General features: G+C 67.3%; 16 protein-coding genes and 1 tRNA gene. 14 read left to right on the forward strand and 3 right to left on the reverse strand.

The window, feature by feature from the left end; translation table 11 throughout:
• Nucleotides 1-152 precede the first annotated feature (152 nt).
• The 6 genes from MFF07_RS07910 (at nt 153) to MFF07_RS07935 (ending at nt 5,258) form a co-directional block, all read left to right on the forward strand.
• Nucleotides 153-1,613: an RluA family pseudouridine synthase gene (locus MFF07_RS07910; RefSeq protein ID WP_147813826.1), complete on the forward strand. Its 1,461-nt coding sequence runs from the start codon at nt 153-155 to the stop codon at nt 1,611-1,613.
• Nucleotides 1,614-1,978: 365 nt separating this feature from the next.
• Nucleotides 1,979-2,254, forward strand: a complete 276-nt coding sequence (locus MFF07_RS22620; RefSeq protein ID WP_306424632.1) for a hypothetical protein — start codon at nt 1,979-1,981, stop codon at nt 2,252-2,254.
• Between the two features lie 19 nt (nt 2,255-2,273).
• On the forward strand, nt 2,274-2,972 hold the full coding sequence (locus MFF07_RS07920; RefSeq protein WP_147813828.1) for an HAD-IA family hydrolase: 699 nt from the start codon (nt 2,274-2,276) through the stop codon (nt 2,970-2,972).
• A gap of 143 nt (nt 2,973-3,115) precedes the next feature.
• A complete protein-coding gene (locus tag MFF07_RS07925; RefSeq protein WP_147813830.1) occupies nt 3,116-3,937 on the forward strand; it encodes an ATP12 family chaperone protein in 822 nt (273 codons plus the stop codon).
• A gap of 301 nt (nt 3,938-4,238) precedes the next feature.
• A complete protein-coding gene (locus tag MFF07_RS07930; RefSeq protein WP_147813832.1) occupies nt 4,239-4,439 on the forward strand; it encodes a hypothetical protein in 201 nt (66 codons plus the stop codon).
• Between the two features lie 174 nt (nt 4,440-4,613).
• Nucleotides 4,614-5,258, forward strand: coding sequence for a DedA family protein (locus MFF07_RS07935; protein ID WP_238231475.1), 645 nt, complete (start codon nt 4,614-4,616; stop codon nt 5,256-5,258).
• Between the two features lie 92 nt (nt 5,259-5,350).
• Here MFF07_RS07935 and MFF07_RS07940 read toward each other — a convergent pair whose 3' ends face one another.
• The 3 genes from MFF07_RS07940 to MFF07_RS07950 all read right to left on the reverse strand — a co-directional run bounded on the left by MFF07_RS07940 (nt 5,351) and on the right by MFF07_RS07950 (nt 6,418).
• Nucleotides 5,351-5,854, reverse strand: a complete 504-nt coding sequence (locus MFF07_RS07940) for a CAP domain-containing protein (RefSeq protein WP_147813836.1) — start codon at nt 5,852-5,854, stop codon at nt 5,351-5,353.
• Nucleotides 5,855-5,977: 123 nt separating this feature from the next.
• Nucleotides 5,978-6,193, reverse strand: a complete 216-nt coding sequence (locus MFF07_RS07945; RefSeq protein WP_147813838.1) for a hypothetical protein — start codon at nt 6,191-6,193, stop codon at nt 5,978-5,980.
• 148 nt (nt 6,194-6,341) lie between these two features.
• A tRNA-Asp gene (locus MFF07_RS07950) sits at nt 6,342-6,418 on the reverse strand.
• A gap of 368 nt (nt 6,419-6,786) precedes the next feature.
• Between MFF07_RS07950 and MFF07_RS07955 the strand changes: the two genes are divergently transcribed.
• The 8 genes from MFF07_RS07955 to nuoG are packed head-to-tail and all read left to right on the forward strand — an operon-like array spanning nt 6,787 to nt 14,831.
• Nucleotides 6,787-7,152 carry an NADH-quinone oxidoreductase subunit A gene (locus MFF07_RS07955; protein WP_147080431.1) on the forward strand — a complete coding sequence of 122 codons (366 nt, stop codon included), beginning with the start codon at nt 6,787-6,789 and terminating at the stop codon, nt 7,150-7,152.
• A 37-nt stretch (nt 7,153-7,189) separates the two neighbouring features.
• Nucleotides 7,190-7,777, forward strand: a complete 588-nt coding sequence (locus MFF07_RS07960) for a NuoB/complex I 20 kDa subunit family protein (RefSeq protein ID WP_147813840.1) — start codon at nt 7,190-7,192, stop codon at nt 7,775-7,777.
• A gap of 5 nt (nt 7,778-7,782) precedes the next feature.
• Complete coding sequence (locus MFF07_RS07965) at nt 7,783-8,445, forward strand: NADH-quinone oxidoreductase subunit C (protein ID WP_147814013.1); 663 nt, start codon at nt 7,783-7,785, stop codon at nt 8,443-8,445.
• A 9-nt stretch (nt 8,446-8,454) separates the two neighbouring features.
• Nucleotides 8,455-8,883, forward strand: coding sequence for a GFA family protein (locus MFF07_RS07970; protein WP_147813841.1), 429 nt, complete (start codon nt 8,455-8,457; stop codon nt 8,881-8,883).
• Between the two features lie 4 nt (nt 8,884-8,887).
• Nucleotides 8,888-10,078, forward strand: coding sequence for an NADH-quinone oxidoreductase subunit D (locus MFF07_RS07975; RefSeq protein WP_147813843.1), 1,191 nt, complete (start codon nt 8,888-8,890; stop codon nt 10,076-10,078).
• A gap of 18 nt (nt 10,079-10,096) precedes the next feature.
• Nucleotides 10,097-11,404: an NADH-quinone oxidoreductase subunit NuoE gene (nuoE, locus tag MFF07_RS07980; protein WP_147813846.1), complete on the forward strand. Its 1,308-nt coding sequence runs from the start codon at nt 10,097-10,099 to the stop codon at nt 11,402-11,404.
• An 8-nt stretch (nt 11,405-11,412) separates the two neighbouring features.
• Nucleotides 11,413-12,714 carry an NADH-quinone oxidoreductase subunit NuoF gene (gene nuoF, locus MFF07_RS07985; RefSeq protein WP_147813848.1) on the forward strand — a complete coding sequence of 434 codons (1,302 nt, stop codon included), beginning with the start codon at nt 11,413-11,415 and terminating at the stop codon, nt 12,712-12,714.
• Nucleotides 12,715-12,749: 35 nt separating this feature from the next.
• Complete coding sequence (gene nuoG / locus MFF07_RS07990; RefSeq protein ID WP_147813850.1) at nt 12,750-14,831, forward strand: NADH-quinone oxidoreductase subunit NuoG; 2,082 nt, start codon at nt 12,750-12,752, stop codon at nt 14,829-14,831.
• Nucleotides 14,832-14,834 lie beyond the last annotated feature (3 nt).

Genomic DNA, 14,834 nt, shown 5'->3' on the forward strand with positions numbered 1-14,834 from the left:
CCGCTTCGCTTCGGCACCTCCGGATGAGGGGGAGGGTGGAACCGGTCTCTTCGCCGTCAGACGCGAATTTGGGCGTGGTCTGCGCACGCATCGTCTCAGCCCCCACGCTTGGATCGCTTTCCGCACCGACGTCGGGGTGCTAGCAGCGTGCGATGACGGGAAGACCTCCACAACGCGGCGGAGCCGGCAAGGGTGCCGGCAGGGGCGCGGGTAATCGCGGCCCGCGCCATGGCGCCTGGCCGGAACGCGCCGGTACCGGCCCACGCACGACGGCCCTCGACGCGGCCCGCCGCGCCGCGAGCAATCGCGGCGGGGACACAGCCGCGCGCTCGCCGTGGGATGCGGCCTCCGAAGGCGCGAAGCCCGTGGCGGCTAAGCCGGCGGATTCGGCGCCGAAGTCCCCATCGGGATTTGGCGCGTCCGCGGCAGGACCATCGAACTCGACACCGGCGAAGCCACGCGCGTTCGCGCCGCGGCCCCCGGCGAAAGCAGGCCCTGGCACCTTCGCCGATCCGAAGCCTCGGAAGTCCGCAGAGGCGCCGCGCCGTCCGGCCACGCCTCCCGTCGAGGGGCCGACGCGCCGCGAGCAGCGGGCTGCCGCCTCCGCGACGCTCGCATCGGGCGTGCAGACCCTCACCGTCGAGGCGGACGAGGACGGGATGCGGATCGACCGCTTCCTGACCACGCGGTTCCCGCAGCTGCCCTTCACGCGCGTCCAGAGCATCGTCCGCAAGGGCGAGCTGCGCGTCGACGGCAAGCGGGTCAAGCCGAACGACCGGCTCGAACCGGGCATGGCCATCCGGATTCCGCCGCTCAAGCTCGACCAGCCGACCGAGCGTCCGCGCAATCCGGCCCGCGAGGCGGACGACGCCGAGTTCCTGCGCTCGCTGATCCTCTACGAGGACGCGGACATGATGATCCTGAACAAGCCGTTCGGGCTCGCGGTCCAGGGCGGCTCGGGCACGGTGCGCCACATCGACGGCATGCTCGAAGCGTTGACGGACAAGCACGGTCAGAAGCCGCGCCTCGTCCACCGCCTCGACAAGGACACCGCCGGCTGCCTGATCGTCGCCAAGACGCGGCTCGCCGCGGCGACGCTCGCCAAGAGTTTTCGGTCACGCGCCGCGCGCAAGATCTATTGGGCTTTGGCCGCCGGAGTGCCGCGGACCCGACAGGGCCGCGTCTCGACGTACCTCGCCAAGGACGAGCCCACCGATGCGGATGCCCGCATGAAGGTGGTCAAGCACGGCGACGACGGCGCGACCCACGCGCTGACCTACTACGCCGTGGTCGACCAGGCGGCCCAGAAGCTCGCTTGGCTTTCACTCAAGCCCGTCACGGGGCGGACGCACCAGTTGCGCGCCCATGCCGCCCATATCGGCCACCCGATCGTCGGCGATCCGAAATATTTCGATGTCGAGAACTGGGAGCTGCCCGGCGGCATCCAGAATCGGCTGCATCTTTTGGCCCGCCGCATCGTCATCCCACATCCCCGCACCAGCGTGCCCATCGACGTCAGCGCTCCGCTGCCGCCGCATATGGCGCAGAGCTGGAACCTGCTCGGCTTCGAGACCGGGCACTACGATCCGATCGTCGAGGCGCCGGAAAGCTGAGGACGGGTCCGTGTGACGCAGCCTGGACCCGGCTTGCGCCTTGGCAAAGGCGACCCGCGGCTTATTCTTGAGCTGAGTACGACCCGTGGCGACGCGGCGGCCCAAGGGCCGCTGTCACGAGCCTACGGCGCCTGTGGTCACCGACACCGGAAGAGCCTGGATCGATGAGGGTCGTGACGTTGATCTGCTTTGCCGTCGCCGGCGTTTTCGGCATGGCAGGATCAGGTGCTGCGGTGCTGGCGCGCGGACAGAGTGCGCCGCCCGCCGCTCCGCCTCAGGCCGCGCCCGTTCAACCGGCACCGGCAACCCCTGCCCAACCCGCGACGGCGGCTCCTGCCCAGCCTGCCGCCGCAGGCCGCAGCACCGTGCCGGCCAGTATCCGGGCTGCCGAGAAGCGCCGTCGCTCCTACGCAAGCTGCAACCGGGAGTCGCACAACCGCAGCCTGCGCGGCGGTGCCCGGCGGCGCTTCCTGATCCGGTGTAAGCTCGGCTACGAGCGCCGCCGGCCCGGCCAGGGTCAGAACGTCCAGCCGCAGCCTCCGCAACAGCCCCCGGCGAAGGCCGCTCCGGCACAGGGCCAGCCCCTGCCCAAGGGCACTTCATCGCAGCCCCAGCCGCAACAGCCGGCCAAGCGGCCATGAGAGCGGGCGCCGCCCCGCCGTGGTGACGCTCGTCGTCTTCGACGTCGACGGGACGCTCGTCGACAGCCAGCACCTCATCGTCGAGGCGCAGTCCCGTGCTTTCAAGGAGCATGGGATGACGGCACCGAACCGCAAGGAGGCGCTGTCGGTGGTCGGCCTGTCCCTGCCCGAGGCGTTTCGCCGGCTGGTGGGCGAGGCGGGCCCCATCGCTGCTTTGTCGGAGAGCTATCGCCGGGCATTCCAGGCGCTGCGGATCGATCCGGCCTACGAGGAGCCGCTGTTTCCCGGCATGGGCAACCTCCTCGCGGCGCTGCATGGCCGTGAGGATCTGCGGCTCGGCATCGCTACGGGCAAATCGCGCCGCGGCGTAGACCACCTCATCGACAAGCACGGCTGGCACGGCTGGTTCACGACGACCCAGACCGCCGACGACGCGCCTTCTAAACCGGACCCGACCATGCTGCGCCTCGCCATGCAGGAGGCCGACATAAGTCCGGCACGCACCGTCATGATCGGCGACACCACCTACGACATGATGATGGCGGTGAGCGCGGGTGCGGCGGCGATTGGCGTCGGCTGGGGCTACCACCCGCCCGGCGCCCTGTTCGGCGCGGGCGCCGTCACCGTGGTCGAGAGCGCCGACACCCTGTCCGACCTGTTCGCGCGGCCGCTCGATGAGTCCGCACGCACCGTCGCCGACCAGATCGGCACGCGCTGAAGGCTTGGTGCCGAGCGTCGAGATCGCCTAGAGCCGTATCCGATCCGACTGCATCGGCTCGGCGTCTCTAAGGTTTTGTTTTGCCGCGCTTTCTTTCGACCAACCGGTATCCACTTGGTCGGAAAGCGCTCTAAGGGCCAGCCATGACCGAGCCGAAGAACGCCGCCGAACCCAAGGCCGACGATGTCACCCGCGACTGGCTCGGCGAGCCGGGCGAGACGCCGCGGCCCGATCCGCGCGCCGCCGCCCGCGGTCACGGCAAGCCCGTCCTGCCGAAGCGCTTCTACGAGCAGGCGGCTTTCGACGAGGCCGAGGGCGGATACCGCCTGACGCTCGACGGACGACCGGCCCGCACCCCGGCGCGGCACTTTCTGGTGCTTCCGACGCGTGCTCTCGCCGAGCGCGTCGCGGAGGAGTGGCAGGCGCAGGTTGGGGTGATCGATCCATCGAAGATGCCGCTCACCCGGCTCGCCAACTCGGCCATCGACGGCGTGGCCGATCGCCGGGAGGCGGTGGCCGACGATCTCGGCGCCTATGCCGGCACGGATCTCGTCGCCTACCGGGCCGGCGATCCGCCGCGGCTGGTTGCAGCACAGGGCGAGACCTGGGATCCGATCATCGCCTGGGCCTACGAGGCGTTCGGCGTGCGCCTGATCCTCTCGGAGGGCGTGATGCACGTCGAGCAGCCGGAGGACACGGTCGCGGCTCTGCGCCGCGAGATCGGTAAGGTCGACAGCCCATTCCGTCTGGCCGCGCTGCACACGATGACCACGCTCACCGGGTCTCTGCTGATCGCCCTCGCCGTCCTCCATGGCCGCCTGACGCCGCAGGAAGGATGGGCCGCCGGCCATGTCGACGAGACCTTCCAGACGAGTGTCTGGGGTGGCGATGCCGAGGCCGCGGCGCGTCTCGTGGCGCGAAAAGCGGAGTTCGAGGCGGCAGCGGAAACCGCTGCCTCGGCCTAACTGCCAAGGATCCAATAGGCCCCGATCGTCAGCAGGCCGCCTAAGATGGCGAGGCCAAGCAGCTTGATGCTGCTTACATCGCCGTCAGTATCGATGGGATGGGCATTGGGAGCCATGTGCGCCTCCTCTGAATTACCGACAACGTTCCGTGCCGGGCTCCGGTTCGATGTCTTCGGCTTCTCAGCATAGCGCAGAAAACCGTGCTCTCACGCACGTCCCGCCGCGCCGCGATGCAACCCGCGCGCACGCCGCGACTTGTCCATGGGCAGGTAAGCGTAAGCGTACGCTCCTGAGAGCCCCCATGACGATGATCGATACCCTTCACCTCCTTCCGCCGGATCTCGGCCCGCGCTCCAATCCCGTGCTCCATGGGGTTGCCGAGGCCATCGCCGAGCTGTTTCCGCCGGTCGTGCTCACGTCGCCTCCCCGCGAGGATGGCCCCCGCGCGTTCAGCGCGATCGAATCCGTGGATGCGCCGGTCGAGGCCATCGCTGCCAACTGAGCCGCGAGGAGGAGCCGCAAAGGGTCGCCGGGCAGGCGGAGCCGGTTGTACACCGAAGGTGGTTGCCATGCGACGGCACCATCAAGACGTGTGCCGGATGGCGCCCCATCGACGCCCCGGAACGGCCATGTTCATCCGGAGACTAAGGGCATCGAAACCGCAGAGTTGTCTGGCATGTCCTTCCTCAACGAGTTGCCGGTCACGGAGCTCATCGCCTCCTACGGCTATCTCGCGATCTTCGTCGTGATCATGCTCGAGAGCGCCGGCGTGCCGCTGCCGGGCGAGACCATCCTGATCACCTCCGCCGTCTATGCCGGCAGCACCGGCAACCTCAGCATCTTCGTCATCGTGGCCGCCGCCGCCGCCGCCGCGATCCTCGGCGACAACCTCGGCTACTGGGTCGGCCGGCGCTGGGGCATGCCGCTGCTTTTGAAGCACGGCCATCTCATCGCCCTCGACCACGGCCGGCTCAAGCTCGGCCAATACCTTTTTCGCGAGCACGGCGGAAAGATCGTGTTCTTCGGCCGCTTCACCGCGATGCTGCGCGCCTATGCGGCCGTATTGGCTGGGGTGAACAAGCTCGATGCGCGCCGCTTCATGATCTTCAACGGCCTCGGCGGCGTCGCCTGGGCCGCGATCATGGGCTTCGGGGCCTTCACCTGCGGACGCTCGATCGAGCACATCGTCGGTCCTGTCGGCCTGGCGCTCCTCGCTTTCGTGATCTTCGGCGGCCTCGCGCTGTGGCTGTTCATGAAGCGTCACGAGCAGCGCCTGCTGATCAAGGCCGAGGAAGCGATCCCCGGCCCGCTGACGGTCTGATCCTGCAGCTGCAGTCACCGCGAAAAGGCCCGCCGCAGGGAATGCGGCGGGCCTTTTCGTATTCGGCTCGGTCGGCGCCCATCGGTCCCGGGTCAGTCGCCCGCGAGCACCAGCGCCCAGTAGCGCTTGTACCGGCTGCCCGGCGCGTCGACCCGGGCGATGCCGATCCGCCGTGCCTGCGGCATCAGCATGTTGCTGTTGTGAGCGGGCGAGGCCTTCCAGCGTCCGAGGACCTGATCGAAGGTCTCGGAGCCCGCACTGAGATTTTCGGCCGTGTATTTCCGGCCGAACCCGGCGCTCGCCATCCGGGTCTCGAAGCTGCCGCCGTGGTCGTGGCTGAGCTGTCCGGCCTTGGCGTTGGCCCCCGCTTCGTAGGAGGCTGCCTGGATCAGTCGAGAATCGATCGCGACCGGCCCGAGCCCATGCTGAGCCCGGTAGCGCGAGATCGCGCCGGCCGCCGCCTGCTCGTCGAGGATGACGGTGCTCGTCGGGCCGACGCCGTCGAGAATCGGCGTACCCGTGCCGCAGCCCCCGAGTGCCAGGGTGGCGAGCGCCGTCGCGGCGGCGAGCGAGCGGGCGATGTAGGTTATCGACATGTTGGCTGGCACGTATCGAATGAGATCGGTGCGCAGGCTCTTCTCGGACGGTGAGGCGAAAGCGGGGCGAGTAGCCGGCGCCCATCCTCATGCGATGCCGGGTGTGACAGCCCAGTCACGCTTTCAGATGCGCGTGCCTGACCCACGCGGCGGCGAGCCGCAGCGCCAGGCCGTGATCCGATAGGTGGGATGACCCTCGACCCAGCGTGCCAGATTTGGCTGGGCGACGACGAGGCAGCTTTCAGCGTCGGCGACCTCCAGCGGCAGGCGCTGTGTCTCGCAGGTGTCGGGGGCGCTCGACACGCAAGCGGTGAAATAGAGGAAAAAAACACCGCTCATCCGCGCACCTCAGCTTCCGGCGCGAGACGGTTCTGCAAGCCGGCACCGGCATTCGCGCAAGGAAAGGAGATTGGGCGCAACCAGTCGGACGTCGACCCCAACAGGAGTACGATGACTGTCGATCGGTGCTGAGGACTGGAAAACACTCTGGCGCGGGCGACGGGACTCGAACCCGCGACCTCCGGCGTGACAGGCCGGCACTCTAACCAACTGAGCTACGCCCGCGTACTGGCCGCCGGTGCGTGTTCCGCTCGGCGACGGCCGGGGTTTAGGGGCGGGTGGCCGTTGCTGTCAAGCCGCTCAGGCATCCTGCCGTCCTGCTTTTTTGCCGGACCCTTCGCTCGCCACTGCTGCCGGCCCGTTGCGGGTGAAGAGGAGCGCCGCATCTGTGCGGATCGGCCATAGTGAACCGGTGTGGAAATGCGCCATCTACGAGGCTGTCGCCGACGTTTGTGCGACGCGCAACGCCCTTGTTTCACCGGGGGGGCTCGTCTAAGCCTCCGCCGTGCTCACACTGGCATTGGATCAATTCCAGGCGCGGCTCTCGTGCGATAGTGAGCCTGTCGGTATCCACCGGAACGCGGAGGTGTCGCATGACGGGCCTGTTGGCGGACTATCTGCCGCTCATCGTCTTCATCGGCGTCTCGCTGTTCATTGCCGCTGCGCTCCTGGTGGCCCCGTTCCTGGTGGCCTATTCGAGCCCGGACCCGGAAAAGCTTTCGGCCTACGAGTGCGGCTTCAACGCGTTCGACGACGCGCGCATGAAGTTCGACGTGCGCTTCTATCTCGTCGCTATCCTGTTCATCATCTTCGACCTCGAGGTCGCCTTCCTGTTTCCCTGGGCGATCACGTTCGGGGAACTCGGCTGGTTCGGGTTCTGGTCGATGATGATCTTCCTCGGCGTCCTCACCGTCGGCTTCGTCTACGAATGGCGCAAGGGAGCTCTCGAATGGGATTGAGCGCTCCGTTGCCCCCTCACCACGCTCAGAGGCACTGATGGCCCTGACCCCCACCTTCGATCGCGTCCCGCAGGTCGCGCCGGCGCCGAAAGGGATCATCGATCCCAATACCGGCCGGCCGGTCGGCGCGAACGACGCTACCTTCCTGTCGATCAACGACGAGTTGGCCGATCGCGGCTTCCTCGTCACCAGCGCCGACGAGCTCATCAACTGGGCCCGCACCGGCTCGCTGATGTGGATGACCTTCGGGCTCGCCTGCTGCGCCGTCGAGATGATGCAGATGTCGATGCCGCGCTACGATTGCGAGCGCTTCGGCTTCGCGCCGCGCGGCTCGCCCCGTCAGTCCGACGTGATGATCGTCGCCGGTACGCTGACCAACAAGATGGCTCCCGCGCTTCGCAAGGTCTACGACCAGATGCCGGAGCCGCGCTACGTCATCTCCATGGGCTCCTGCGCTAACGGCGGCGGCTATTATCACTATTCCTACTCGGTGGTGCGCGGCTGCGACCGGGTGGTGCCCGTCGATATCTACGTGCCGGGCTGTCCGCCCACGGCCGAGGCGCTGCTGTACGGCGTTCTTCTGCTCCAGAAGAAGATTCGCCGTCTCGGTACGATCGAGCGGTGAGCGGCATGGGCGAGGCCATCACCACCAACGGTATCACGCTGCGCGCGAACATCGCGGTCGCACAGGGCGCCGACTCGCTGACGGCCCTGGCCGAGCGCGTCACTGGCGCTCTCGGTCCGGCTATCACCGAGACGAAGATCGCTTACGGGGAGCTCACACTGACCGTGCAGGCCTCCGACATCGTCTACGCGCTGACCTACCTGCGCGACGACCCGGCCTGCGCCTTCCGCTGCTTCATCGACATCTGCGGCGCGGACTATCCGGAACGCGCCAAGCGCTTCGACGTGGTCTATCACCTGCTCAGCCTGCGCCATAACGCCCGCATCCGCCTGAAGGTGCTGACCGACGAGACCACGCCGGTGCCCTCGGTGATCTCGGTGTTTCCCGCAGCCAACTGGTTCGAGCGCGAGACCTACGATCTCTACGGCATCCTGTTCTCGGGCCATCCGGACCTGCGCCGGCTGCTGACCGATTACGGCTTCGAGGGGCATCCGCTGCGCAAGGACTTCCCGCTGACCGGCTTCGTCGAGGTCCGTTACGACCAGGACGAGGCGCGCGTGGTCTACGAGCCGGTAAAACTGGTGCAGGAGTTTCGCAACTTCGACTTCCTCTCGCCCTGGGAAGGCACGGACTACGTGCTGCCCGGCGACGAGAAGACCTCGAAGTGAGGTGACGCCATGCCGGATGCCGAGCCCCTGCCAGGACGTTGTCTGTGTGGAGCGGTGCGCTTCACGGCGCAGCCGAAGCACGACACGATGGATGTCTGCCATTGCGAGTCGTGCCGGCGCTGGTCGGGTGGGGCCTGGATGACGGTGGAATGCGAGCCCGACATGACCATCGGGGACGAGGGTGCGCTGGGTATCTACGGGTCGTCGGGTCACGCCGAGCGCGGCTTCTGCAAGACCTGCGGTACCTCGCTGTTTTGGCGGATGCGCGACGGCAGCCTGCTGACGGTGTCGGCCCAGGCGTTCGACAGGCCCGATCGCTTCCGCTTCGCCAGCGAGATCTTCGTCGATCACAAGCCGGGGAACTACGCCTTCGCGAACCCGACGCAGAAGAAGACCTCTGCGGAAGTCTATGCCGAATTTCCCGACATCGCGGGCTGACCGGATGACCGAACACAACATTCGCAACTTCGCGATCAACTTCGGTCCGCAGCATCCGGCGGCGCACGGTGTGCTGCGCCTCGTGCTCGAACTCGACGGCGAGGTCGTAGAGCGCGTCGATCCGCATATCGGTCTGCTGCATCGCGGCACCGAGAAGCTGATCGAGCACAAGACCTACCTGCAGGCGACGCCCTATTTCGACCGGCTCGACTACGTCTCGCCGATGAACCAGGAGCACGCCTTCTGCATGGCGATCGAGAAGCTCGCCGGCATCACCGTGCCGCGCCGGGCTCAGCTGATCCGCGTGCTGTTCTGCGAGATCGGCCGGCTGCTCTCGCACCTCCTCAACGTCACCACGCAGGCGATGGACGTCGGCGCACTCACGCCCCCGCTCTGGGGTTTCGAGGAACGCGAGAAGCTGATGATCTTCTACGAGCGCGCCTCCGGCGCTCGTCTGCACGCCAACTACTTCCGGCCCGGCGGCGTCCATCAGGACCTGCCGCCGGCACTGATCGACGACATCGAGGCCTTCTGCGACCCGTTCCTGAAGGTCGTTCAGGATCTCGACGACCTCGTCATGTCGAACCGTATCTTCAAGCAGCGCAACGTCGACATCGGCATCGTCACCCAGGACGAGGCCATGGCCTGGGGCTTCTCCGGTGTGATGGTGCGCGGCTCCGGCATCCCCTGGGATCTGCGCAAGTCGCAGCCCTACGAGTGCTACGAGGAGATGGAATTCGACATCCCCGTGGGGAAGAACGGCGACACCTACGACCGTCAGGTCATCCGCATGGAGGAGATGCGGGAATCGGTGAAGATCATGAAGCAGTGCGTGACGAAACTGCGCGAGCCCGCCGGCCAGGGGCCGATCGCCTCCCTCGACGGAAAGTTCGCCCCGCCGCCGCGCCGCGAGATGAAGCGCTCGATGGAAGCGCTCATCCACCACTTCAAGCTCTACACCGAGGGCTTCCACGTGCCGGCCGGCGAGGTCTACGCCGCCGTCGAGGCGCCCAAGGGCGAGTTCGGCGTCTATCTGGTCTCGGACGGCACGAACAAGCCCTACCGCTGCAAGATCCGCGCGCCGGGCTTTGCCCACCTGCAGGCCATGGATTGGATGTGCCGCGGCCACTTGCTCGCCGACGTGTCCTGCGTGCTCGGCACGCTCGATATCGTGTTCGGCGAAGTGGACCGCTGAGAGGATAGCCGGAAGACAATGGCGAACCGTAGGCTAGCGCCCGCCTCCGAGCAGCCCCGGGATTTCGCGTTCTCCGATGAGAACGCGGCCTGGGCGCAGGGCCAGATCGAAAAATATCCCGAAGGCCGGCAGGCTTCGGCCGTGATCCCGCTGCTGTGGAAGGCGCAGGAGCAAAACGGCGGCTGGCTGCCGCAGAAGGCGATCGAGGCGGTCGCCGACCAGCTCGGCATGCCGCATATCCGCGTGCTCGAAGTCGCGACCTTCTACACGATGTTCGCGCTGGAGCCGGTGGGGCGGTTCTGGATCCAGCTCTGCGGCACCGTGCCGTGCGATGCCTGCGGCGCTCGCGAACTCAAAGCCTCCCTGCAGGAGCGCCTCGGTCCCGCCGGTCACGTCTCGGCGGACGGCAATTTCTCCTGGCTCGAAGTCGAGTGCCTCGGCGCCTGCTGCAACGCGCCGATGGTCCAGATCAATCAGGACTATTACGAGGACCTGACGCCCGAGAGCCTGAACACGCTCCTCGACGACCTCGCCGCAGGGCGCCCCGTCAAGATCGGCTCGCAGACGGGCCGCACCTCCTCCGAGCCGAAGGACGCGGTGGACACGCTCACCGATCCCACACTGTTCGACGGCTCGCGCGTCGGCGCCTGGCGCAAGCGCTTCGAGCAAACGCGCGACGGCGAAGATCAGGACGACACGGCGGTCAAGAAGGACGAGGCCGCCTCGACCGAGAGCCGCGCCAAGACCGAGGCCGAGCCCGCTCACCCACAATCCGGCCGCGCCGCCGATAGCCCGGCGACCGATTCTCCGACCCAGCGTGCCACCGACGGCAAGGAGCCGATCAAGCCGGAGGAGACGGCCAAGGCCAGCGAGTCCGAGACATCGTCGGAGGTACCGCAGGTCGCCGATCAGGTCGGCGCGCCGAAGCCCGCGAATGCCTCCGAGCGGATCGCCGAGGACGAGAAGGCGGTCGAGGATGATCTGGCTTTGCGCACCGAGCCGCCGCAGCAACCGGTCGCGTCCGGCGCGGACGATGCGGTGCCCGAGGAGCAGGACCCGGAAAAGCGCGCAGACGCCGCAGGTACGCGTCCCGAAGGGCTCTCTGCCGCACGCGACGATCGGCCGGACGACCTCACGTTGATCAAGGGTATAGGTCCGGTCAACCAGCGCCGGTTGAACGACCTCGGCATCTGGCACATCGATCAGGTCGCTGGCTGGACGACCGAAGAAATCGCTTGGATCGGCGCCTACCTCGCCTTCCCGGGCCGGATCGACCGCGAGAACTGGGTCGGTCAGGCGGGTGCACTCGCCGAGAAGAAGGGCTGAGGCGCGCAATGCTCTCCGATCAGGATCGCATCTTCACCAACCTCTACGGCCTGCATTCGCCCGATCTCGACGCGGCGAAGAAGCGCGGCGCGTGGGACGGCACCAAGTTCCTGCTCCACATGGGTCGCGACTGGGTCATCGATGAGATGAAGGGCTCAGGCCTGCGCGGCCGCGGCGGCGCGGGCTTCCCGACCGGCCTGAAGTGGTCGTTCATGCCCAAGAAGTCCGACGGGCGCCCGCACTACCTCGTCGTCAACGCCGACGAATCGGAGCCGGGCACCTGCAAGGACCGGGAGATCATGCGGCACGATCCGCATCTCCTGATCGAGGGCTGCCTGATCGCCTCCTTCGCGATGGCCGCGCATGCCTGCTATATCTACATCCGTGGCGAGTACGTCGCCGAGAAGCATGCGCTGCAGCGCGCGGTCGACGAGGCCTATGCCGCGAAGCTCGTCGGCAAGGACAACGTCCACGGCTATCCGTTCGACATCTACGTCCACCACGGTGCCGGCGCCTATATCTGCGGCGAGGAGACGGCGCTTCTGGAGAGCCTCGAGGGCAAGAAGGGTATGCCGCGGCTGAAGCCGCCGTTCCCGGCCAATATGGGCCTCTACGGCTGCCCCACGACGGTGAACAACGTCGAGTCGATCGCGGTAGCCGGCACGATCCTGCGTCGCGGTGGCGCGTGGTTCGCCGGGCTTGGGGGCAAGAACAACACCGGCACGAAGCTGTTCTGCGTATCCGGACACGTCAACAAGCCCTGCAACGTCGAGGAGGTGATGGGCATCACCTTCCGCGAGCTGATCGACAAGCATTGCGGCGGCATGCGCGGCGGCTGGGACAATCTCCTGTGTTCCATCCCCGGCGGCTCCTCGGTGCCGCTGGTGCCGGCCGATCAGATCATCGACGCCAAGATGGACTTCGACACACTCAAGAACCTCGGCTCGGGCCTCGGCACGGCGGCGGTGATCGTGCTCGACAAGTCCACCGACATTGTCTCGGCCATCGCCCGCATCTCGTACTTCTACAAGCATGAATCCTGCGGCCAGTGCACGCCCTGCCGCGAGGGCACCGGCTGGATGTGGCGCGTGCTCAACCGCATGGCCCATGGCCGGGCGCAGAAGCGTGAGATCGACATGTTGCTGGAGGTCACCAAGCAGATCGAGGGGCATACGATCTGCGCGTTGGGCGATGCTGCGGCATGGCCGGTGCAGGGCCTGATCCGGCATTTCCGTCCCGAGATCGAGAAACGCATCGACCAGTACAGCCGCAACCCGCATTCCGAGGCCGTTCCGATGGCAGCGGAGTGAGTGGCGATGGCAGCGCGAATTCCTGAGATGAGCCGATGACCAAACTCCTCGTCGACGGCATCGAGGTCGATGTTCCGGCCGATTACACCCTGCTGCAGGCCTGCGAGATCGCGGGCGCGGAAATCCCGCGCTTCTGCTTCCACGAGCGGCTGTCGATTGCCGGCAATTGCCGGATGTGCCTCGTCGAGCTGAAGGGCGCGCCGAAGCCCGTGGCCTCCTGCGCCTACGCGGTGAAGGATTGCCGCCCGGGGCCGAACGGCGAGCCGCCCGAAGTCCTCACGCGGTCGGGCATTACGAAGAAGGCCCGCGAGGGGGTGATGGAGTTCCTCCTCATCAACCACCCGCTCGATTGCCCGATCTGCGACCAGGGTGGCCATTGCGACCTGCAGGATCAGGCCATGGCCTACGGCGTCGACTCGACGCGCTACAAGGAGAACAAGCGCGCGGTCGAGGAGAAGTATATCGGCCCGTTGGTGCGCACTGCGATGAACCGCTGCATCCACTGCACTCGCTGCGTGCGCTTCCTGGCGGAGGTGGCCGGCGTGCCGGATCTCGGCGCGATCGGCCGCGGCGAGGACATGGAGATCACGAGCTATCTCGAGAACGCTATGGGCTCGGAGCTGCAGGGCAACGTCGCCGACCTCTGCCCGGTCGGCGCGCTGGTGCCGAAGCCCCAGAGCTACGATTTCCGACCGTGGGAGCTGTCGAAGACCGATTCCATCGACGTGATGGATGCCGTCGGTTCGGCGATCCGGGTGGATGCGCGCGGCCGCGAGGTCATGCAGATCGGGCCGCGCGTCAACGAGGACATCAACGAGGAGTGGATCTCCGACAAGACCCGGCAGGTGGTCGACGGCCTGCGCCTACAGCGCCTCGACCGGCCGTTCCTGCGCGAGAACGGCCGCCTGCGTCCGGCCTCATGGGGCGAGGCCTTTTCGGCGATTGCCGCAAAGGTGAAGGCCGCCGATCCGAAGCGGATCGGTGCACTCGCGGGCGATCTCGCCGGTGTCGAGGAGATGTTCGCGCTCAAGCAGCTGATGGGGTCGCTCGGCACGGCGAACATCGATTGCCGGCAAGCTGGTGAGAAGATTGATCCGAGTTGGGGCCGCGCGGCTTACACGCTGAGTGCGACGATTCCCGGCATCGAGCAGGCCGACGCAATCCTGCTGATCGGTACGAATCCACGGCTTGAAGCCTCGCTGCTGAACGTCCGCATCCGCAAGCGCTGGCGCATGGCGCCCCTCGCGGTCGGGCTGATCGGCGAAGATGCCGACCTGACCTATCCGCACGTCTATCTCGGCGCCGGTACGGACACGCTGTCCGAGTTGGCCGCCGGAAACCACAGCTTCTCAGAGACGCTGGCCAACGCCGAGCGGCCGCTGGTGATCGTCGGCAGCGCCGCGCTCTCGCGTGCGGACGGTGCGGCCGTCTTGTCGGCGGCGGCTTCACTGGCGAAGACCATCGGCGCGGTGACTGCCGATTGGAACGGTTTCGCCGTGCTGCATTCGGCCGCGGCCCGGGTCGGTGCGCTGGATCTCGGCTTCGTGCCGGGGGAGGGCGGTCTCGACGTGGCCGGCATGATCGCGCCGGGCGCCCTCGACGTGCTCTTCAACCTCGGCGCGGACGAGATCGAGATCGGAGCCGGCGCCTTCGTGGTCTACCAGGGCACCCACGGGGATCGTGGCGCCATGCGCGCCGACGTGATCCTGCCGGGCGCGGCCTATACCGAGAAGTCGGCGACCTTCGTGAACACGGAGGGCCGCGTGCAGATGACCAACCGCGCCGGCTTCCCGCCGGGCGATGCCCGCGAGGATTGGGCGATCCTGCGGGCACTCTCCGACGTGCTCGGCTACACGCTGCCCTACGATTCGCTTGGGAGCCTGCGGCGTGGGCTCTACGCGGAGCATCCGCATCTCGCGGGGATCGACGCGGTGGAGGCGAGCGACGTTGCCGCGACCGTCGATACGCTGGCGGGTCTCGGCGGCAGCCTGTCGAAGGACGCCTTCGCCCCGGCCGTCGCCGACTTCTTCATGACGAACCCGATCGCCCGCGCCTCGCGCGTGATGGCGGAATGTTCGAGCGTCGCCCACGGGCGTGTGCTCCAGGCGGCCGAGTGAGGA

It is taken from the genome of Methylobacterium thuringiense, from assembly GCF_022179645.1.
GTDB classification, from domain to species: domain Bacteria; phylum Pseudomonadota; class Alphaproteobacteria; order Rhizobiales; family Beijerinckiaceae; genus Methylobacterium; species Methylobacterium thuringiense.